Origin of the sequence: Phaeodactylibacter sp. (assembly GCF_022763345.1) — a bacterium.
Taxonomy (GTDB): Bacteria; Bacteroidota; Bacteroidia; order Chitinophagales; family Saprospiraceae; genus Phaeodactylibacter.
This window is the reverse complement of sequence record NZ_JALEGS010000018.1, coordinates 75,491-95,182: the sequence shown is the minus strand read 5'-3', so window position 1 is coordinate 95,182 and position 19,692 is coordinate 75,491. Positions and strand designations below refer to the sequence as shown.

The 19,692-nt window shown below is 51.8% G+C and carries 20 protein-coding genes; 11 read left to right on the top strand and 9 right to left on the bottom strand.

The genetic code is table 11. The annotated features are described in order from the left end of the window. Positions 1 to 43 precede the first annotated feature (43 nt). Positions 44 to 754, top strand: a complete 711-nt coding sequence (locus MRY86_RS04580) for a M15 family metallopeptidase (RefSeq protein ID WP_293567915.1) — start codon at positions 44 to 46, stop codon at positions 752 to 754. Positions 755 to 858: 104 nt separating this feature from the next. Next, entirely contained in the window at positions 859 to 1,830 is a 972-nt protein-coding gene (locus tag MRY86_RS04575) for an AAA family ATPase (RefSeq protein ID WP_293567917.1), read from the top strand. Positions 1,831 to 1,898: 68 nt separating this feature from the next. Here the strand turns inward: MRY86_RS04575 and MRY86_RS04570 are convergent, their stop codons facing one another. Next, positions 1,899 to 2,240 (bottom strand): hypothetical protein, encoded by a 342-nt coding sequence (locus MRY86_RS04570; protein ID WP_293567919.1) that lies wholly within the window; start codon positions 2,238 to 2,240, stop codon positions 1,899 to 1,901. Positions 2,241 to 2,337: 97 nt separating this feature from the next. Between MRY86_RS04570 and MRY86_RS04565 the strand changes: the two genes are divergently transcribed. The 3 genes from MRY86_RS04565 (at position 2,338) to MRY86_RS04555 (ending at position 5,182) form a co-directional block, all read left to right on the top strand. Then, positions 2,338 to 2,823, top strand: coding sequence for a hypothetical protein (locus MRY86_RS04565; RefSeq protein ID WP_293567921.1), 486 nt, complete (start codon positions 2,338 to 2,340; stop codon positions 2,821 to 2,823). Between the two features lie 105 nt (positions 2,824 to 2,928). Then, on the top strand, positions 2,929 to 4,014 hold the full coding sequence (locus MRY86_RS04560; protein WP_293567923.1) for a DUF4837 family protein: 1,086 nt from the start codon (positions 2,929 to 2,931) through the stop codon (positions 4,012 to 4,014). Between the two features lie 181 nt (positions 4,015 to 4,195). Continuing rightward, on the top strand, positions 4,196 to 5,182 hold the full coding sequence (locus tag MRY86_RS04555; protein WP_293567318.1) for a lytic transglycosylase domain-containing protein: 987 nt from the start codon (positions 4,196 to 4,198) through the stop codon (positions 5,180 to 5,182). An 89-nt stretch (positions 5,183 to 5,271) separates the two neighbouring features. On the opposite strand, the gene MRY86_RS04550 is transcribed toward MRY86_RS04555, so the two are convergent. From MRY86_RS04550 to MRY86_RS04530, 5 genes are all read right to left on the bottom strand, one after another. Then, positions 5,272 to 7,833 carry a TonB-dependent receptor gene (locus MRY86_RS04550; protein WP_293567317.1) on the bottom strand — a complete coding sequence of 854 codons (2,562 nt, stop codon included), beginning with the start codon at positions 7,831 to 7,833 and terminating at the stop codon, positions 5,272 to 5,274. A gap of 37 nt (positions 7,834 to 7,870) precedes the next feature. Further along, positions 7,871 to 8,296 (bottom strand): hypothetical protein, encoded by a 426-nt coding sequence (locus MRY86_RS04545; RefSeq protein WP_293571034.1) that lies wholly within the window; start codon positions 8,294 to 8,296, stop codon positions 7,871 to 7,873. Continuing rightward, positions 8,296 to 8,553 (bottom strand): hypothetical protein, encoded by a 258-nt coding sequence (locus MRY86_RS04540; protein WP_293567316.1) that lies wholly within the window; start codon positions 8,551 to 8,553, stop codon positions 8,296 to 8,298. Before MRY86_RS04540 ends, MRY86_RS04545 begins: the two co-directional genes overlap by 1 nt. A gap of 225 nt (positions 8,554 to 8,778) precedes the next feature. Next, positions 8,779 to 9,786 carry an AraC family transcriptional regulator gene (locus tag MRY86_RS04535; protein WP_293567315.1) on the bottom strand — a complete coding sequence of 336 codons (1,008 nt, stop codon included), beginning with the start codon at positions 9,784 to 9,786 and terminating at the stop codon, positions 8,779 to 8,781. 3 nt (positions 9,787 to 9,789) lie between these two features. Continuing rightward, positions 9,790 to 11,223 (bottom strand): ATP-binding protein, encoded by a 1,434-nt coding sequence (locus MRY86_RS04530; RefSeq protein WP_293567314.1) that lies wholly within the window; start codon positions 11,221 to 11,223, stop codon positions 9,790 to 9,792. A gap of 239 nt (positions 11,224 to 11,462) precedes the next feature. Between MRY86_RS04530 and MRY86_RS04525 the strand changes: the two genes are divergently transcribed. After that, a complete protein-coding gene (locus MRY86_RS04525) occupies positions 11,463 to 11,915 on the top strand; it encodes an SRPBCC domain-containing protein (RefSeq protein WP_293567313.1) in 453 nt (150 codons plus the stop codon). A gap of 30 nt (positions 11,916 to 11,945) precedes the next feature. Next, positions 11,946 to 12,542, top strand: coding sequence for a Uma2 family endonuclease (locus MRY86_RS04520; protein ID WP_293567312.1), 597 nt, complete (start codon positions 11,946 to 11,948; stop codon positions 12,540 to 12,542). Between the two features lie 13 nt (positions 12,543 to 12,555). On the opposite strand, the gene MRY86_RS04515 is transcribed toward MRY86_RS04520, so the two are convergent. Beyond that, complete coding sequence (locus tag MRY86_RS04515) at positions 12,556 to 13,230, bottom strand: Uma2 family endonuclease (RefSeq protein ID WP_293567311.1); 675 nt, start codon at positions 13,228 to 13,230, stop codon at positions 12,556 to 12,558. 44 nt (positions 13,231 to 13,274) lie between these two features. On the opposite strand from MRY86_RS04515, the gene MRY86_RS04510 reads away from it, so the two are divergent. Together MRY86_RS04510 and MRY86_RS04505 are read left to right on the top strand one after the other, a co-directional pair. Beyond that, complete coding sequence (locus MRY86_RS04510) at positions 13,275 to 14,090, top strand: hypothetical protein (protein WP_293567310.1); 816 nt, start codon at positions 13,275 to 13,277, stop codon at positions 14,088 to 14,090. A gap of 47 nt (positions 14,091 to 14,137) precedes the next feature. Beyond that, the gene (locus MRY86_RS04505; protein WP_293567309.1) at positions 14,138 to 14,767 is read left to right on the top strand and encodes a hypothetical protein; all 630 of its coding nucleotides are present in this window, start codon (positions 14,138 to 14,140) and stop codon (positions 14,765 to 14,767) included. Here MRY86_RS04505 and MRY86_RS04500 read toward each other — a convergent pair. Next, entirely contained in the window at positions 14,755 to 15,504 is a 750-nt protein-coding gene (locus MRY86_RS04500; protein WP_293567308.1) for a LytTR family DNA-binding domain-containing protein, read from the bottom strand. The two genes, MRY86_RS04505 and MRY86_RS04500, sit on opposite strands and share 13 nt — an antisense overlap. Then, complete coding sequence (locus MRY86_RS04495; protein WP_293567307.1) at positions 15,497 to 17,227, bottom strand: histidine kinase; 1,731 nt, start codon at positions 17,225 to 17,227, stop codon at positions 15,497 to 15,499. Before MRY86_RS04495 ends, MRY86_RS04500 begins: the two co-directional genes overlap by 8 nt. A gap of 146 nt (positions 17,228 to 17,373) precedes the next feature. On the opposite strand from MRY86_RS04495, the gene MRY86_RS04490 reads away from it, so the two are divergent. Both MRY86_RS04490 and MRY86_RS04485 read left to right on the top strand, forming a co-directional pair. Then, positions 17,374 to 17,793: a hypothetical protein gene (locus MRY86_RS04490; protein ID WP_293567306.1), complete on the top strand. Its 420-nt coding sequence runs from the start codon at positions 17,374 to 17,376 to the stop codon at positions 17,791 to 17,793. 108 nt (positions 17,794 to 17,901) lie between these two features. Continuing rightward, a complete protein-coding gene (locus MRY86_RS04485; RefSeq protein WP_293567305.1) occupies positions 17,902 to 19,689 on the top strand; it encodes an FG-GAP-like repeat-containing protein in 1,788 nt (595 codons plus the stop codon). The last annotated feature ends 3 nt before the right edge of the window (positions 19,690 to 19,692 follow it).

Genomic DNA, 19,692 nt, shown 5'->3' with positions numbered 1-19,692 from the left:
TTTCATCTCAGGCTGAATTCATTATCCACCAAGATACATCATTATGCGATTAAAACTGCTTTTTTACTTTTGGGCAATGCTTGGGCTTTTTGCCTGTCAGTCCGCTCCTGATGCCGGGCAGGAAGCGGCTGAAGTAGCCACCGATACGCTGTCATCCATGTCCCAACCGGCTGCCCAAAAACCGCTGCCGCCACCGCCGCCCGATTACGATACCGCAGCGTGGACAGAAGTCGCCCGCCTCGACAGCAGCATCGTTATCGATATGAAGTATGCAACCACGGAGAACTTTGTGGAGGAAAAAATGTACGATTGCAGCCGTTGCTTCCTGCGGCCTGAGGTAGCCAAGGCGGTGGTAAGGATACATCAGCGTCTTCAAAAACAAGGGCTGGGCTTGAAGTTACTGGACTGCTTCCGCCCCCGGCCTATTCAGTGGAAGCTTTGGGAAAAAGTGCCCGACCCACGCTACGTAGCTGACCCACGGGAAGGCTCTATGCACAATCGCGGTGCTGCCGTAGACCTCACCCTGGTCAGTGCAGAGGGCGAAGAACTCGATATGGGCACTCCGTTTGACTTTTTTGGCCCCGAGGCCCATCCGGCCTACACCAACCTGCCGGACAGTGTGCTGACCAACCGGGCCATCCTGAGGGAAGCTATGCTCAGCGAAGGCTTTCAGCCTATCACCACTGAATGGTGGCACTTTTCCCTAAGCGGTAAAAACTATGCGCTTTCCGATATGTTATGGAAGTGTTATTGAACAGGTAAGCGCTTTCGGCTGCAAAAAGAAAGTTTATTTTCGCCTGTTCCGTAACTTGCGCTGCCCGAACAGCACGCATAGACGATCAAAACTAATATCAACGAATGGCAAATACAGAATTTCAGTCGGAAGCTAAGGCAATCGATAACCTCGCAGCTTCCTACGAAGAGCTCAGGAAGGAAATTGGTAAAGTGATTATCGGGCAGGAAGATGTGGTCCGGGCAGTCATTATTTCACTTTTCAGTAATGGCCACAGCCTGCTGGTTGGAGTGCCCGGACTGGCGAAGACCCTTCTGGTGAGTACTATTGCCGAAGTGCTGGACCTTGACTTCAAGCGCATTCAGTTTACGCCTGACCTGATGCCTTCTGATATCACCGGCTCAGAAATTCTGGACGAAGACCGGCACTTCAAGTTTACGCCTGGCCCGCTGTTTGCCAATATCGTGCTGGCGGATGAGATCAACCGTACGCCGCCTAAAACACAGGCTGCCCTGCTGGAAGCCATGCAGGAACGCTCCGTAACCGTAAGCGGGGTGCGCCATAAGCTGCCCGCACCGTTTTTCGTACTGGCTACGCAAAACCCGATTGAACAGGAAGGTACTTACCCTCTGCCCGAGGCACAGCTGGACCGTTTTATGTTCAATATCCCACTTGACTACCCTTCCTACGAAGAGGAAATCAATGTGGTAAAGGGCACCACCACGGTCCAAAACTATGAGCTCAGGCATGTGCTTACCGGTGAGCAAATTCTGCACTATCAGCAGCTCATCCGCAAAGTACCCATTGCTGATAACGTGCTGGAATACGCCGTTTCCCTCGCTACCAAAACCCGCCCCAATACTGAACGGGCATCCGAAGCGGTAAACAACTACATCTCCTGGGGAGCCGGGCCGCGTGCCTCTCAATACCTGGTGCTGGGCGCGAAGTGCCACGCTGCCATTCATGGCAAGTACTCTCCGGATATTGAAGACGTAAGGGCAATTGCCAAGTATGTACTGCGCCACCGTATCGTGCGCAATTACAAAGCCGAAGCGGAAGGGATTACGGAAGAAAAGGTAATCGAAGGTTTGTTTTAAGCCTGAACCTTCGCGACAGCGAACAAGGCCCCGGTTTTCCAGTTCAGGAGAGCCGGGGCCTTGTCTTTTCAGAATAGAGGGTAGACCGCTTTCCTCGATTTTAGGCTCACCTTTAGGAAGGGCTCCTGATCATCAATTCGCCCACCGCCCATCACGATGCCGGTTTCTGCTTCCGAAGCCAGGTAAAGCTTGGTGCCCACGGCATAGCGGCGGGTGATTTGCGCGCCCGGGGCTACCGTCAGCTGTTCTGTGCTATTGCCAAAGCGTAAAGGGCTGTACCAAATAAGTGTGATGGCTTGTGCTTCTGCGCTGTTGTTTTCCAGAGTGACGGGCACGCTTAGAGGGAGGGTGCCGGCCGGTGCGTTCAGGCTAAGGGCGATGGCGGTCAGGTAAGTGTACAGTATCGTCATGATAGATAATTTTAAAGGTGGCAGGGAACTTCTCTCCGATTGTGCTTGTTTGCCCTATGTTAACTCAGCGTTAATTAAAAGTAAATTTAAAGTTATTATGCCAAATCAACATAAAGAGGTACAGCGTTTTCGCCGGTGGGAAATCCTGCTGCCACTGGTACTGTTAATGATATTTACGATTTACAACATTTACGAATCCACGGTGCTTTCGGATTTCCGGCCGGAAGCCCATTTCTGGAAAGGAGTATTGGCGCTCTTGCTGCTTGGGGGGACACTGGCTTACCTGCTCTCCATCCGACTGCTGGTCAAAGTGGATGCGGAGAAGATCAAATTCCAGTACTTTCCCGTACACCGCAAGAAGCAGAAAATTTACTGGGAGGAAGTAGAGCGCTGTGAGGTCCTCAACCTGCCGCTTTCCGTACAGCTCAGCGGCTGGGGCGTACATGTTGGCGAGCGCATGTTTTGCGTCAAGCCGGGTTCAGGCATACGGCTGCACCTTAAGGACGGCCAAAAGTTCTTCATCAGTTGCAAAGACCCCGAAGCGGTGGCCCAAATCCTGCGCGAGCGGGAAGCGAAGGCATAAGTTGGGCAGCAGGCACGCCAAAACATGCCAGGAAAGCATCTGTTTTACGAATCCAATGATTAATATTTTACCTTTATTAGCGATTCCGTAAATACAGACTTTTTTATGAAAATATATCCGAGAATTCTGGCTTTTGCCATGCTGCTGCCTCTTTTGTCTACCTTACAGAGCTGTTCGGAAGATGTGCAGCGGAGCATGAAAGCCATCCCTACTGCTTTCGGGCAACTCAACGAGATTGTGATCGTCATGGATGAAGAGCTCTGGGAGAGCCCGGTAGGCGACACGATACGCTATTACTATTCTTCCGCTTACCCACTGTTGCCACAGCCCGAGCCTGTCTTCGACCTGCGCCACTTCACGCCGCTTGAGCTAAAAAAGGACCCGCTTCGAAAGGAGCTGCGCACCTATATGTTGGTCGGCAACCTGTCTGACGAAGACTCTCCTACGGCACAGATGATCCGAAAGGATATTGGCGAAGAAATGAGCGAGAGTGCCCGGGGCGACCTCACGAAAAACAACGCTGCCGGCCGTGACAAGTGGGCCAAAGGGCAGCTTTTGCTTTACCAGTTCGCCTATTCCAATCAGGACCTGATCAAGGTGCTCAAGGAAAATTATCCAGCGATTAAGAAGAAAGTCAACAAGTTTGATGAGAAAAAGCTGGAGTCTTACGCTTACCTCAATGGGGTCAATAATAATCTGATCAATGAAGTAAAGGAGTCGATAGGAGTAAGTATCCGGATGCCTTCTGATTACTTCATGGCCATCAACGATGGCGAGGTGATCTGGATGCGCAAAGAGACCGACAAGACCTCCAGCAATATCATGCTGCGCAAGGTGAAGTACGAAGATCAGGAGCAACTCAGCAAGGACAACCTCATCGCCATGCGCGACTCTCTGGGCAAGCAGTACGTTTCTTCTACGATTGAGGGGACCTACATGCAGGTGAACGATGGGGACCTGCCCGTGATTTTCAACACCACAAAGGTAAACGGTAATTATGCAGTGGAAGGCAGGGGCGTATGGGAAATCGTCAATGACTTCATGGGCGGTTCCTTCATTAGTTATCTTATTTTAAACCCGAACAAGGGCGAATTGCTTTTCGTGGATGGGTTCCTGCACGCCCCGGGTGAAGATAAGCGGGACTTTATGGAGCAGTTGGACTATGTAATTCACACGATCAAATTTCAATAGTACAGATCGAAAATTGACCTGACGTGCATACTGCGTTAGAGCAGTACAGGTAAGGGTTCTGGCGTTCCAAGGTTGATTTAAGGGCTTGATTGTTAGTGGTTTGTTTTCGGAAAATACCGGGAATCGGGTAACGATTTTTGTGTTGCCTCGTATAACCTTACCGAAAACTAAACCTCAGTGTATGAAAGCCCCAACATTCATCCGTAGCACGTTACTGGCAGGTTGCCTGCTTTGTTCGTATGTAAGCCAGGCAGAGCAGTCCGATTGGAAAGAGGCCGTCACCCACGATATCCCTTACCGGCTGCTTTGTGTTCAGGATCAATGGCCCTTCGAGGTTCACTATAATGAACAAGTGCAGGAGGAGCTATCGAGCTACCTGCGCACCGGCAGGCGGGAAGCCGAAGCTATGCTGGGGCGGACGCCACAGTACTTCCCCATCATTGAACATTACCTCAAGGTGTATCAGCTGCCTGAAGAACTGAAGTACATTCCCTTGTTGGAGTCTCGCCTCCACCCGGCTGTAGAATCTGCGGCAGGGGCAGTTGGGCTCTGGCAGTTTATGCCGGGCACGGCTACAGGGCTCGGGCTACATATCAATGAGTATGTCGATGAGCGGCGCAGCCCTTACCAGGCTACTGAAACGGCAATGCGCTACCTCAGTCGGTTGTACCGGCAATTCGACGATTGGGCGCTCGCACTTGCGGCTTACAACTGTGGACCCGGCAGAGTCAGAAAGGCCCAACAGCAAACCGGCTGTTCTTCCTTTTGGGATATCGAGCACAAGCTGCCCCTACAGACCCGCAGGTACCTGCCCCGCCTTATCGCAACCATCTACGTAGGCGAATTTTATGAGCAACATGGCCTCCGACCCAAACAACACCAATACCACGCCAGCCACTTCCGTGTATTCCGAATCCACCACAGCGTGGAACTGGATGAAATCGCCCGCTACTGTGAAGTCAGCCTTCCCTGGCTCCGGGCACTCAATCCTGGCTATTTGGGCGACTACGCTCCGAGGCAGAAAACGCCGCACTATCTCATTTTGCCCGAGCAGGCGCTGCCTTATTTTGCCCGGTATATTGATAAAGAAAGCCGTAAGGTTGGTACCGACTATGCGATAGCAGTGCTGGATTCCCAGTGGAAGCGTCGTGCTGCAACCGGCGGGTAAGTATATCGACTGTGAGTTGGCTTGCCCTCTCTGTATAAATAAAGCCCCCGTATGCCATTATGCAGGTGTATACGGGGGCTTTAATTAGCTTACTGAATCTTATACCGCATGCCGGCATACAGGTTGCGCCCAAAGATTGGCCCCCATACCATAGAGGCATCGAAGTAGTTGCCGAAGGGGTCATCGCTGCCCAGAATGGGGTTGTCCTGCCGGAAATTGAGGAGGTTCTCACCGCCCAGGTAGAGCTCAAACAACCCTTCTTTCCAGGACTTAGTGATTTGCCCGCTCAACAGGAAAAAGTCGGGTGATGCTGCTTCCAGCCGGTATTCTTCCGGATTAGCCGTAGTGTTGGGCAGGCGTTTTTGCCCCTGCCAGTTGAGGGTGGCATCGAATGCCCAGCCACTTTCCGTTTCGTAGGCTGTGTTGAGGAAGGCGCGGTTGCGGGCAATCAGTGGCTTCTCTAACTGCTCGCTGCGGTAATCCACTCGTACATCGTTGAAGCGGTAGGCCAGGCGGACATCAAAGCGGGCGAAAAGCTCGTAGTCCAGCTGTGCCTGCAGGCTGTTGGAGAAGGAGTTCCCATCCAGATTGTAAAAGAATAACGCCTGTGGATCAGCATCAAAGTCGGCCACAATCTGCTGCTGAAAACGGGTGTGGTAAGCATCGAGGCTCAGTAGGGCCTGCCGTCCGCCCCAGATGAACTCCTGAGCGTAGTTGAGCCCGAAGTTCCAGGCGATTTCCTGGTCCAGCCCGTAGGGCTTGTCGGAATCATCTCCTTCAATCATGAAGACTCGGTTGGAAGCCATGGCGCCAATCTGCTCGATCAGGATGTTGGCGGTGCGCTGTCCGCGGCCGGCAATGGCCCGCAGGACTGCCGTTTCGCTAAAGTTGTACTTCAGGTGAAGGCGGGGCGTCACGAAAGCGCCAAAAAGATTGTGGTAGTCCGCCCGTAAGCCGGCGACCAGCGTAAAATCCTCCCGTCCTGTCCAGGTGTACTCCCCGAATACGCCGGGCACCGATTCGATACGATCGTAAACCTGCCCCTCGAAGACCTCATCGTAGTGGTCCCATTGCCAGCTCGCCCCGGTTTTGATTTGGTGGCGGGTATCAGTGATGATGGTTTTGTAAATCCAGTTGGCATAAAAGCTTTCCTGATCGCCATCGTAGGACCGGTTGCCGAAGGTGGATTCCTGATGGTGGATATTGCCGGAGAGCTGTAGCCCCATGCTCGCGTAGGGGCGGTTGGGGAATACTTTTCCCACCTTTACCCAGGCTTCAGCACGGCGGGCATCGTGGGTGGATCCCCAAAGGTCGGTATCCTCGGACTGTCCCCGCTTGAAGTCGAACTGCCCACCGGTTGATTCCAGGAGGGTCCCTTTGATGCCAAACTGCCCCATCCAGCCATTTTTGCCCATAAAACGCCAGCGGTGTACACCTATCAGGGCTTCCGAGAGCGGATTGTCCAGAAAGCCATCCCCGTTTTGGTCGAACCGGCCCTTTTGGTGCTTGCCGTGGAGGAGCAGCCCGGTATGCGCATTTTTGCTCAGCGAGTGGCGCAGGCTGAGGTTACCCTCAAAACGCTGCATGGCGTTGGCAAACAGGTTGAGGTAGAGGCGTTCGCCCTCCTCCGGCTTATGGAGCTCTACGTTGATCTGCCCGGCAATGGCTTCGTACCCGTTCACAACAGAACCGGTACCCATATTCAGCATGATGCCATCAATCCAGGCGCCCGGGGTATACTCCATACCATGCATGGAAGCCAACCCGCGCACATCCGGCATGTTTTCCCGGGTAATTTGTACATAAGGGCTGGCCAGCCCGAGCATTTGGATCTGCCGGGTGCCCGTCACAGCATCCGTGAAGCCTACATCCACCGAAGGCGTGGTCTCAAAGCTCTCGCTGAGGTTGCAGCAGGCAGCTTTCGCCAGTTCGTCTTCACCAATGCGCTGCACTTTAACAGGGTCGATAAAGGACACCTCGGTAGAGCGGCGGCGGCGGGTAACCTCTACTGTATTCAAATTCACAGCATCGGCGAGTACCAGTTGAACCGTGCCTTCCTGATTAATGGTAACGGTATCCGTAGCAAAGCCCACGTAGCTGACAATGAGCTGCCCGTATTCGTCTGCGCCTTCGAGCTCAAAGAACCCATCAGCATTGGTAACCGCTCCTTCCGGGCTGCCCAGCCAGCGCACATTAGCGCCAACAAGGGGAATGCGTTTTTGGCCTTTGCCATGCTCGTAAACGTACCCGTGGAGATGGTCGTGATGTTCTTCTTCTTTTAATTTTCCGCCTTCATGCTGTGCCACGATGGCCGCATCCCGGTATTTGCAGCAGCCGTGGAGGGCCTCGTAGGCGTCATCTGTAGCTTTGATACGGCGGGTATCATGCCCAACGCTGGCGATTTGCTGGTGCAATTGGTTTTCATCCAGGGGCTCAGGGCTTTGGGTAATGGTAAGGGTGCGGGAAGCTACGTCCCAGTCGGCGAAAGCCACACCGGGTACCTGGTAGACCGCATCTTCAATACGGTCTTTGCACATGCCGCAGATGCCGTCTACCCAAAGCTGAAGGGTGTCACCGGCCTGCGCTTGCAAATGGGTGGTAAGGAGGACCAACAGGGCAATGCCCGGCAGTCCTTTGGAAAGCTTATTCATAAGAAATTTTAGTCTTGACGATTAGAAAAAATGGTGCTCAGGCGTCAAGACCAAAGGGCGGTGGCTGCCAGATGAGTTGTGGGGACTCGCGCCCGGTTTCGGGCAGGTAGGCGAGCTCGGCGCGTGCAATGGGGGACCATTCGACAGCGCGGTGCTCCGGTAAGATTTGTAAAAAGATGGTACCGCAGCACTGACAGGAACAAAAGGTGCTGCATCCGTCTGCACCGTGCTCATCGCCACATCCATCGGACGCTTCCTTTGGTGGGGCTTCCGCGGCACAGCAGTGATGAGCGTTACTATTCGCCACTACCATTGGGCAAGCTTCCCGGGTTTCTTCCGGCACGTGCCCGTCCTGACAAGGCTGCAGGGCAGACCAGGTCACGAATATGGCGAGTAGTATGGCGAATGTGCTTTTCACAGGTGCAAAGGTATGGATAATTGGGGTGGGAGGCAAGTGGGGCATTACAAGGCCTTTTGCTCAAAAGTTCTTCTGCCTACGGTATAGGCGTACGCTGCGGCAGGCAGGAATTGTATATGAAGACCGTTTATTTCGATGCTTCTGGTTTGATCTATAGTAGTGACTAATGCTCTTTTAAGGTCGTTTTGTTGGCAGAAAGCAAGCAGGTTTTTCAGTTCATTTGGACGACTAATGTATCGGTTGCTCCACTTGATTTCTACATCCCAAATAGGTTTTTGATCACGGTTGATAACAGTCTTCATCCTGCCCGGTTTTCCACCAGGGATTATCAAAGCGAATACGCTCCTTTATTTGTGATTTAGCAAATTTAAATTGCATGAATTTTCTTATTCGAATTTATTTCAGCAAATAAGATAAAAAGAATAGGCTTAAAATTCAAATTATCAACTGATAAGGTGTGTAAATGTGGTTTGGTTCTACCTGAATGGGTGTGCAATCCTATGCCGCATCGAGCTACTTAACTCTAACTATGTCTTCTCCCACCACTCCCGGGGCGCCACCCCATACCACCGTTTAAACGACCGGCTGAAGGTACTGCTGTCAGCATAACCGAGGAGGGCGGCGATATCGGTGAGGCTGAGGTCAGGCTGCTGCAGGTAGCTTAGGGCGAGTGATTTGCGGATATCTTCAGTAAGGTCCTGATAAGTGTGGCCTTGGGCTTTCAACCGGCGCTGCAGACTACGGACACTTTGGTGAAGATTGGCGGCGACTTGCTCAATGGAGGGGAGCCCAAAGTCCATCAGTTGCAGTATAGCTTCCCGTACCTGATATACCGTGCCTGTTTGCTGCTGGACGGCAGCGAGCTGTTCCTCCGCGTGCCGGACCAGGATACGTAATAGTTGGTAGTCGCTGGTAAGGACGGGCGCTTCCAGCTGACGGGCGGAAAAGAACAGTGCGCCCTCCTCCTGCCCAAAGTGCAGCGGCGCTTTGAATACCCGCTCGAACTCTGCTACCAATTCCGGGCGCGGGCGGGTGAGGTGTACCCGGAGCGGTGGTTGCGGCCCCAGTACCAGCTGCTGATACTCCCGCAGGCTAAAGGCCAGGTGCCCTTCGAGAGTGTGCAGGGCAGCTTCCGGGGATTGCGCCTGCCATACGGGGTCGGGCTTCATGCGCAGGGCGTAGGCATCGCCAGTTTTTTCCAACCTGAGTGGGATGGCGCGGCAGCCCAGCATCGAAAACTCGCAGCAATACTGCAGGGCCTCCAGCATGGTGGTGCTGGTTTGGGTGATTTGGGCGATAATGCCGGCTGCGCCGAGATTGAAATACTCGCCGGCATGCAGGCCCATGAAAGGATCGGGAACCTGAGACAGGGCGGTTTCGAGGACGACGTTGTAGACAGGGGCTTCCACCCGCAGTTTTTCATCCATCAGACTTTTCTGCGTGTGCCCGGCTATGGCCAATAAGTCAGCAGCCGATGCCCCCTGCCGGGCAGCGAAGTGGATCATGTTGAGGAGGAAGCGGCCGGAGAAGGTCATTGTTTAGGAATTAAATAAATCTTCCAAAGTCAGCTCTTGCTGTACCAGGCCCAAGCTATGCGCATTCGGCAGTAAGCCAAAGGTGGTAATCAGGGATAAAAATACCTGTTTTTTAGTCTGCGTGTAACTTTGGAAAAGGGCTACTTTTTTACGTAGTGCTTTAGCTTCTGCTTTAGTCAGCGTAAAGGGAGCGTTGTAAAATTTGATCTCAAAGAGATTGATGACATGATCGTTCCGGTCAATGAGCAGATCAATTTGAACGCCACGCTTTTCCCCTTCGCCCTGATGGTAGTAGGTAGAAGCCTCGGTATACACACCAGCAACGCCTAGTGCGTGCTTAATTTCCCTGATGTGCTTAAGGCAAATATTTTCAAAGGCATAACCACTCCAGCTTTTAAATGCCGCTGTCTGACTCAGCCGGTGCCACGCTCCCTCTCCGCTGAGGCGCTTTTGCTGCATAAATTGCAGATAAAACAGGGAATACTCATCCGTGAGGCGATACAGCTGACCTTTTTTGGCTTTCCCAAACGGCCGGTAAGCGGTGATAAAGCCTGACTGTTCCAGTTCCTCCAGCACGCGTTTAAGGGTGCCGCCTTTAGGCACCGACGATGACGCGGCAATCTGCTTCCGGGTTAGCCCTTTCCACTTTTTGCCTAATGCCCGGATGATCGCAATATGGTGTTCTGCATTGGTAAACAGGGCCGGGTATAGCTTTTGAAACTCATCCCGTAACAAACCCTGGTCTGAAAAGCAGATTTCGTCGATGTTTTGTGCGGCACTTTTCCCCTGCTTTACTTCTTTAAGGTAATGAGGGATACCGCCAAGTGCCATGTAAATCTGAGTCGTCTGATAATGATCCAGCCCTACGCCCCGGCTACTCAGGTAGTCCGCTGTCTCGCTTAATGAAAAGGGAGCGAGGAAAATCCGCCGGGTAATCCGGTTGTGCAGCCCTCCGGTGTGATGAACCACTTTACGGATCATCCAAGAGGCCGCCGAACCACACACTACAACTACGATACGCTGATCGGCTGCCCAACTATTCCAAAAAAAGCTTAATCCGCGCAGAAAGCCAGACCGCCGGGAGGCCAGCCAGGGCAGTTCGTCCAAAAAAACAACGGGTTTAGGACCTACTTTTTCAACCAGTGGTTTCAGGGCCTGAATCAATTGCTGAAAGGCTTCCATCCAATTGCCCGGCTTTTTGTATTCCGTATTTGAGTGCTCTTGCAATTGATAATGGAAATTGCTGAGCTGCTCCTGCAGAGGCGCCCCCTGAACACCGGTAATGGCAAAACCAATATGCCCTGCACAGACGCTTTTAACCAGGAAAGTCTTGCCTACACGTCGGCGCCCAATCACCGATACCATCTCAGCCTCACCTGAGGCGAGTGCGTCCCGTAACACCTGGATTTCGGCTTTTCGCCCTATCAGCTGATCCATAGGCCTATAGATTTTTCCGAAAATACATTCTTTATTTGGAAAAATCTATCCAAAAAAGCACGATTTTTCCAGATATAGCTGTGGTAGCCTCCGCCTGGCACTAAATGCCAAGCCTTTGGCACCTGTTGCAAAGTGGGGCGAACGGCAGGGGCATAGCTTTGTGGTATCCTTTTATCAAGAGGACTGGCAAATGCAGCAGGAGCGCTGTGAAGGCTGGCCCGGCTAAAATCAGCATTACCATGAAGCAAATCGAAACCCGAGTCGTTATCAACGCAAGCCCGGAACAAGTCTGGGCCACCCTTACCGACTTTCAGGCTTACCCGGACTGGAACCCTTTTATCGTCAAGTTAAAGGGCAAGCCTGCGGTGGGCACTACGCTGGAGGCGCATCTGAAACTGGGCAACAAAGCACCACAGGTCTTTAAGCCCGAAGTTTTGGTTGCGCAAGTAGGCTCAGAGTTCCGCTGGCGTGGAAAACTCTTTGTACGCGGCTTGTTCGACGGGGAGCATTACTTCAAACTACGCCCATTAAAAGACGGGCAAACTGAGCTGACACAGGGGGAAAGGTTTAGCGGGTTGTTGTCCGGGCCCATTATGAGGATGATCCATGCGGAAACCGTGCAAGGGTTCGAGTTGATGAACAGGGCACTGCGGGAGCGGTCGGAAGCAGGCGTGGTGGCGAAGAAGCGGTAAAAACCTTATCTTGCAAGAAAGCTTTCTGCCATGCCACCATCTATAGCTACATCTCCGCCATTTTCCCAACCTGAGGCAACGATTACCTGGGAAGCCTTCCAGCGGGAGTACCTCAGCCGGGAAGATAGCTATACCTACGAATGGCTGAATGGTACGGTAGAACGAACCCCAAATACCATGAATGCTGCGCAGCTCTACATCCTCAACAACCTGCTTAATTTTTTTATGCGCCTCAAGTTTCAAGGGCAGATGTCCGGGCAATTAATGCCGGAGAGCGATCTGTTTTTTGGCGATCACCACCGCCGCCCGGACATATGCTGGTTGACAGACGCCCAAATTAATGCTTTGGCAGAAGGGGAATATAAGGTACCCGCTTTTCTGATTGAAGTCATCTCGAACCACGATGAGATGAACACGGTAGTCGGAAAAATGCAAGACTACCGGGCGGCTGGCGTTCAAATCGTTTGGCATATTCTGCCTAATCACGGGGAAGTGCATGTCTACAAAGGGCAGGCACTGGAGGAAATGAAAGTTTGTAAGGGAAATGACACCTGTAGTGCAGCGCCAGTTCTCCCTGATTTTGAGCTGCCAGCTTCTGAAATCTTCCAGCGGGAAAACGCCGGGTAACCTCCTGAACCATCTACTTAGGTGTTGCAGTTAGTAAGCGTTCCACTTCCGCCTGCGCTTTCCGCTCATCAAAAAAGGCAGGGATGGGTAGGCTTAGACCTGGCAGGGCTCGCACTTCTACGCCCCCGTTATCCGATTTTTTGTGAAGCTGGTAGGTCGTATCGCCCTGGGGCAACAGGTACTGCTCTAAAGTCCGCTCCCTGGGATCGACGATCCAGTATTCGGGTATACCGTGGTAAGCGTAATCCTGGAATTTGACGCCCCGGTCACGCGCCTCTGTCTTTGGGGAGAGCACTTTCACCACCAGTCGTGGAGCCGGGAACAAGCTGGTCTCTTCGTTGAATTCAGCGACTTGTGCAGTGTCAAAGTAACAGATATCCGGTTCGTAGTCATTGCGGGTGAGGCGTATCATGGCTTTCTCCTGATGAACTTCCCCGACTTGTCGAAGCAATACCGATGTACGAAGCAAAGATGCGACATTACCGCTGACCAAAGCTTCTATACGCTGAGCGGTAGCATGGACGATCACTTGCCCGTTGATGAATTCCATTTTGGATGTATCTGTTCGCCAGTCTTTCAGCCATTCCTTACGCTGCTGTTCCTCCATCGCAAGCCGATGCTGTAACTCTTTGAGGACTACAGGAAGATCCGGGCGCTGCATCAATTGTTCGACAATATTGGTGGTCATCCGGAAGTTTTGAATAAATATAGCCATTCATTCAAAACGGGTCAATGACAGTGATTGCTATTTTGCGCCGGGCAGCCCTCTTCCTCATCCTTACCGTATTCACCCAGGTCGGAGGGGTACTCTACCTGCTCTATCAGCCCATCCGGTGGCAAATTAGCCAGCGGGTACCTGGCAAGTGGCGTTCGCGTGGGTACCGCCTGCTTGCCTTTACCATGGTCTATGCACTGGGCAGCCTGCTGCTTGTCCCGCCCCTCGCTCTATTGAACGGGCGCGTGCCACTCCCGGTTTTTTCAGAATCTTCTCTTAAGCCTGCCAACTATTTTTTTGTCATAGCCAACCGGCATTATGTCAAACCCGCACTGCTCGAAGCTGTATTGGACGTCGCCAACCAAATGGATCATTCCGTCACATTATACTTTTTGGATGCCAACTTTCCGTTTCTCGATGGTTTTCCGCTACTACCTCACCGCAGCCACGATGACGGCGGCAAATTGGACCTGGCTTTTATTTATGAAAAGCCGGTCACAGGTAAACTCTTGTCTGGGAGCCCTTCCTGGCTCGGCTACGGCTACCTGGAAACACCAAAAGCAGGCGAGTATGATCAGCCAGCGAATTGTGAGGGTCGGGGTTATTGGCAGTACAGTTTATTATCCCGCCTTGTTCCGCAAGACAATAATCTTGATTTTTCGGCTTCACTAAACCGGCAGCTGCTCCTCCGCCTGGCGCGGCATCCTGCAATAGGCAAAATCTTCCTGGAGCCTCATTTGAAAACGAGATTAGGGCTGGAAGGGCAGAAAAAGATCCGCTTCCACGGTTGTGCAGCGGTTCGCCACGACGACCACATCCACATTCAATTGTGAATTAGGCGGTAAAAAGCGTACCTTAATTTTTTCATTCAATCTGTGTTATGTCTTTCCTACTCCTCTTTTTCAGCTGTAGCCTTGCCTGGGCTACGCCTGCCGTTTCACCAGCTTCCTCCTTCGAGCTTGTTGATGAAGAAAGCGGCATCCAACTCTACGAACGCTGGCACAAAACGGCCGAGGGCAACGCCTATCGCGAACTCAAAACCGTACTTAAAGTAAAAGCCCCAACCCTAACCTTACTGCGTACCCTGCGCGAAGAGCAACAAGCTGAAAAGTGGATGCGCCGGGTGGATGAAGTCCGGTCCTTCCCCGGTCAGCATGAGCGCCACTGGTACGCCTACGTGCACTACGGGCTGCCCTGGCCGGCACGCGACCATGACTGTACCATCGCTTACCGGCAAACCGGCAGTACTGCCGGTAGTACCACCATTCAGTTTGAGTCCGTAGCACTGAAGCAATACCCCGTCAAAGATGGGATTGAGCGCATCACGGGCTTGTCGGGCCGCTGGGAATTTGAACGGCAGGCCAACGGCTACGCAGAGGTCCGCTATTTTATACAGACGACGAAGGCCTCTTCCCTGCCGCGCTTCATCACCGACCCTATTGTGCGCTCCAATATGATGCGTACCATGGAGGGCTTTCGGGAGGTGGCAGAGGAGGGCTATTCCAACTGATCAATATATTGCAACACTTCCTGCTTGCGGCTTCTGGCCACTTCCACTTCCTCACCATTAGTCAGGGTCAGGGTGCCACCTCTACCCTTATGGTAGGTGCGGATGAAGCGGGCGTTGATCAAATGGGACTGATGCACGCGTAGGAAACCGTATTCCCCTAAAACGCCTTCAAAGTCTTTCAGTGTACGGCTGCAAAGCAGGCGCTTGGCATTGGCGAAAATCACCCAGCTATAGTTTTTGCTGGCCTCCAGCCGGACGATTTCGGAGAAGGAACTCACCTGATACCCTCCGGAAAATGGGAGTACGACCCGCTGTTGTTGAGCGGGCGTATCCAAATTATTCAGTAGCGTGATGTAACGCTCATTGCGCTGTCGCAACGCCAGCGCTTTGGCTGCCTTCCGGACCGCCTCCTGTAGCTCCCCAATATCGATGGGTTTAAGCAGGTAGTCCAGTGCGCTAAGCCTTAACGCATGTAAGGCATACTCACTGTAAGCCGTGGTGAAAATCACCTCAAAGCCGGGATACTCATAAGCCTTTAGGAGTTCCAGCCCGTTGCCAAATGGCATCCGGATATCCAGGAACAGCAGGGCGGGCTTACGCGCTTCGATCAACTGATGCGCTTGATTGGCAGAAGCCGCTTCACCAATGAGCTGAACTTCCGGACAGAACTGCCGAACCAGCCCCCTGAGCGTATCCCGGGCATTCTTTTCGTCGTCAATGATTACCGCTTCAATCATAATGGGGCAGTATTAATTTTACACAAAACCCATGTGCTGTTGTGATTTCTACCGGATCAGCGATAGCGTCCGGGTATTTTCGCCATAGCGCGATCAGCCGGTTGCGGGCAATCTGAATACCGGAGACTGTCCTTTCCTCGACGGCTTTTAGCAAATCTCCTGCCACCTCTCCCGGATCTCCTGCCCCGTCGTCTGAAAGGGTTACAGATACCTGATTGAGAGCAGGCTGTTCAAGCCGGATGTGTATGGTCAGCGGTGTCATATCATCGGGCGGCAGCCCATGCCAGATGCTGTTTTCGATAAAGGGCTGAAGTAAAAGCGGAGGGATTTGGAGCGTTTCCGGGTCGAGGTGCTCGGGGATAGACCATTCCAGTTTCAACCGATGGTCTAGCCGGCTGTTTTCCAGGGCTATGTAGCGTTCCAGGAGGGCGATTTCCTCAGAGAAAGGCACCATCCTACTGGTGCTCAATTCCAGCACATTGCGAATCATCTTACCAAACCTGGACAGGAAAGTATTGGCCTGAGGGATGTCACGGGAAAGTATAAATCGCTGTACACTGTTTAGGGCATTAAAAATGAAGTGGGGGTTCATCTGGGCCACCAGGGCTTTCAATTCCAGCTGTTCCCGCTCTGTGATTAATTCCTGGTTGCGCAGGGCCAGTTCGACATTTGCCGCTTGTGTGCGGCGGTACTGCCGGTACAGCAGCAGAGAAAGTAGGAGTAACACGGCCAAGAGCACCGCAATCACCAAAAGAGAAACCGTCCGTTGCCACAGGAGGTCTTTCTGGGCGCTGTTTGTCAGCCGGAGGCGTTCGTTCTCCATTCCTGTGCGCTCCGCTTCAAAGGCTGTTAGGAGTTCCTGCACGCGCTGGTTGATCATCCGGTAATAGAGGGTATCGGTGGCAGCTTCATATTGCAACCGGTAGCGGTAGGCGGTTTCATAATCTCCCAGCGCAGCATAAGTCTTTGACAGCCCCTGAAAGGATTTCCCCTGATGAACGAGGGTGTCTTGCTCTATCAGTGCAGCCCGTTGGTACCATTCGAGTGCGGAGGCAAAAGCATTTAGTTTGAAGAAGTTACTGCCAATAGAAGTGCCGAGGCGGGCCTGTGCCGTTGCAGCCTCCGGTGGCCTCAACGCCAGGCTTTGCTGGTAATAAGTGGTTGAAGAATCTATGTAAGCAGCCATCCCTTTCTGTTCCCAAAGCCTGAAAAAGAAGTTGCCAATCGTCTCTGTAACCAATGCAAGCAACTCTTTGTCCCGTACCGACCGGGCATAGTCCAGCGACCGGGCAAACAACAAATGGGCTGAATCGGCTTTCTCCACTGCGCCGAAGTTGGCCGCGGTATTCAGGAGCAGGGTACTGCGTTCCGATGGTGCCCATGGAAGTGGGGACTTCTCATACAAAGACAGTAGGTTTTGAAAATAGGGATGGGCATCGGTATGTTCGCCGCTCATGTGCTGCACCAGCCCTATGCCGTTGAGCTTACTCATTACCAAGGCATCGTAGCCCATGGTTTCACACTGCTCCAGGTGCCGGGTGAAGTAGACCAAAGCCGAATCGTACCGCTCCTGCCGGAAAAACCAGTATCCGATTTTGTTTTCTAAAGCCCATCTTACAGAGTCCCCTTCTGACGCTTCAAAGGCTTCCCGCAGGTGGTCAGGCCCTGCCGGTTGACCAACCACAAAACCCCAACCCAGAATTAAGATTAATGTGAGTCTCATGCTCCTAAAATAAGGGAAAATTACGGCCCTTCAGCTACGCTGTCCGAATATCCTGAAAGTAAGCCCGGATAATCAAAAAGTCGCCTTTTTCAAGCACCTCACCAGCTTCCGCCCTAGTTTTGAATCAAAATCAAAACGATCAAAGCATGAAAACTCATTTTTCCTGGATCACCATGGCGCTGTTTTTATTAACTGGTTCGGCATGTGAAAAGGAAGCGGACTTATCCAACGAGGATATTCTGGTACAGTCCCCCTGGCAGCTTCAATCCTTACAGGTCGTCTGGCAGGATGGGAATGCCACCCTTCAGGACGAAACCGGTCCAGTGGCGGGCACCATCACCTTCACCGCTGATTACAAAGTGGTAACCGAAATGCCGGGCTCAGAACCTACTGCCGAAAACTGGCTGATGACTGCACAAACCCTTCAGGTGGGGGAAGAGACTTATACCTACACCACACTCACCGAAGCCAAATTGGTACTGGAAACCCGCCGGGAGGCGGTGCATCCGGATGATCCGTCCCTGGGAAATATCACTATTACGGAACGGCTGACCCTAATACGTTAATGCCCGTATCCACAACCTTGTAATTTAATCACTTCATGAGGACCGGGCCTATTCACCCGATTGTTACGCTATTTTTTTTGGCAGGCCCGGTCTTTTTTAATTTTCATCATGAAAACCTTCTCCATTACCTGTATAATTTGTCTTTTTGGCGTTAGTTGTGCGGCTCAAGTTTTCCAGTTTATTGCTGAGGATGCTTTGAATAATCCACCCTCAGACAGTCGAAGTGTCAACTTTGTTGATGTAAACAGCGATGGTCTAGATGACCTTTTTATTTCCAATGGTTCGGAAGGTGGTGCGCCTGATTTTCTCTATCTGAATCAAGAAGGTAACCAACTTTCTCTGCAGGAAGACCAGCCTTTCTATCTCAACGTTAAACCTTCTGTAGGGGCCACCTTTGCTGACGCAGACAACGATGGCGACCTTGATGCTTCTGTTGCTTCCTGGTACGGCGTGACCAATGGTTTTTACCTGAATGACGGCACCGGTCAATTTATCAGCCCGACCGGTACACCCCTTAATCAAACCAACAGCTACTCTGAATCTTCTGCTTGGGGGGATTTCAATAGAGATGGTTGGCTTGACTTATTTGTGACCAATAGCGGAGGGGCAGACCGCTCCAACTCGCTATACCAGCAAACTCAAGCAGGCTCGTTTGAGCCGCAGCCTTCTATAAACTGGTCATTGCCCAATAACTATTCCAGGAGCGTATCCTGGATTGATTATGACAGCGATGATGACCTAGACCTTTATGTCACTAATGAAAACGCGCAGCCCAATGAGCTCTATATCAATCAAGGGGATGACACTTTTATCCGTGCTGAAAATCTACCCATTCTTGAAAATACCGGAAGCACAATTACCCATAGCTGGGGCGATATTGATAATGATGGCGATGTTGATTTGTTTTTGGGGAATGCCGGCTACTTTCAACCTCAGGCCAACAAGCTATTCCGTAATCTTGGGAATGGTGAGTTTGAACTGGTGGCCAATAGCGTTTTATCAAACCTGTCGCAATGTACTTTTGGCTCTGCCTTTGGCGATATTGACAATGATGCCGATCTAGACTTGGTACTGACCAGTGGTTACTGCACACCCGATAAGTTGGGGGCGCAATTGTTCCTTAATGACGGCAACGGCAACTTTGCTTTAGCAGATAGCGATTACTGGCCAGACTTGCCTCAGGTTTGCTCTTATGGTACCGCTATGGGTGACCTTAATAACGATGGCTTTCTGGATATTGCCGTAGCGCACTGCAAAAACAATTCAGCTAGCCCGGCACCTCCGAATTCAATTTTACTAAATACGCCTAATGACAATAACTGGCTCAAAGTTAAATTGATAGGCAATACTTCCAACCGTTCTGCAATTGGAGCAAGAGTTGAAATGGTCGCGCTTATCAATGAGGCGCCAGTGTTCCAACAACGGAGGGTTAGCGCTCAGACTGGTTATGCCGGACAGAACAGTCTTACTGTACACTTTGGCCTTGCTGAAGAGGCTACTGGTGTTTGGTTGATTATCGTATGGCCAGATGGTAAAATCCAGCAAGTGAATAACCTGGAAATTAATCAAACAGTTACTATTGAAGAATCAGAGCCGGTAAGTACAACAGCTTCTAATTATTCTCTGGACAGGGTAGCTATTTCCCCAAACCCTGTATATGGAAGGGGGACAGGACTGAGCGTTTTTCAACAAGACGAACAATCGCTGCCTGAATTTGAAGTGCGGATATTTGACGGTACAGGCAAAGTGGTATTTGAAAAACACTTCGATGGCACGACACAGAGTGACATTAATCTTTCCTGGCCTTACGCCCGTACTCCAAATGGAAGCTATTTTGTGCAAATTTGGGATCGGCAAAAGCTTTTCCGGGTTTTTCCCATCCTGAAAGTGGATTAAGCT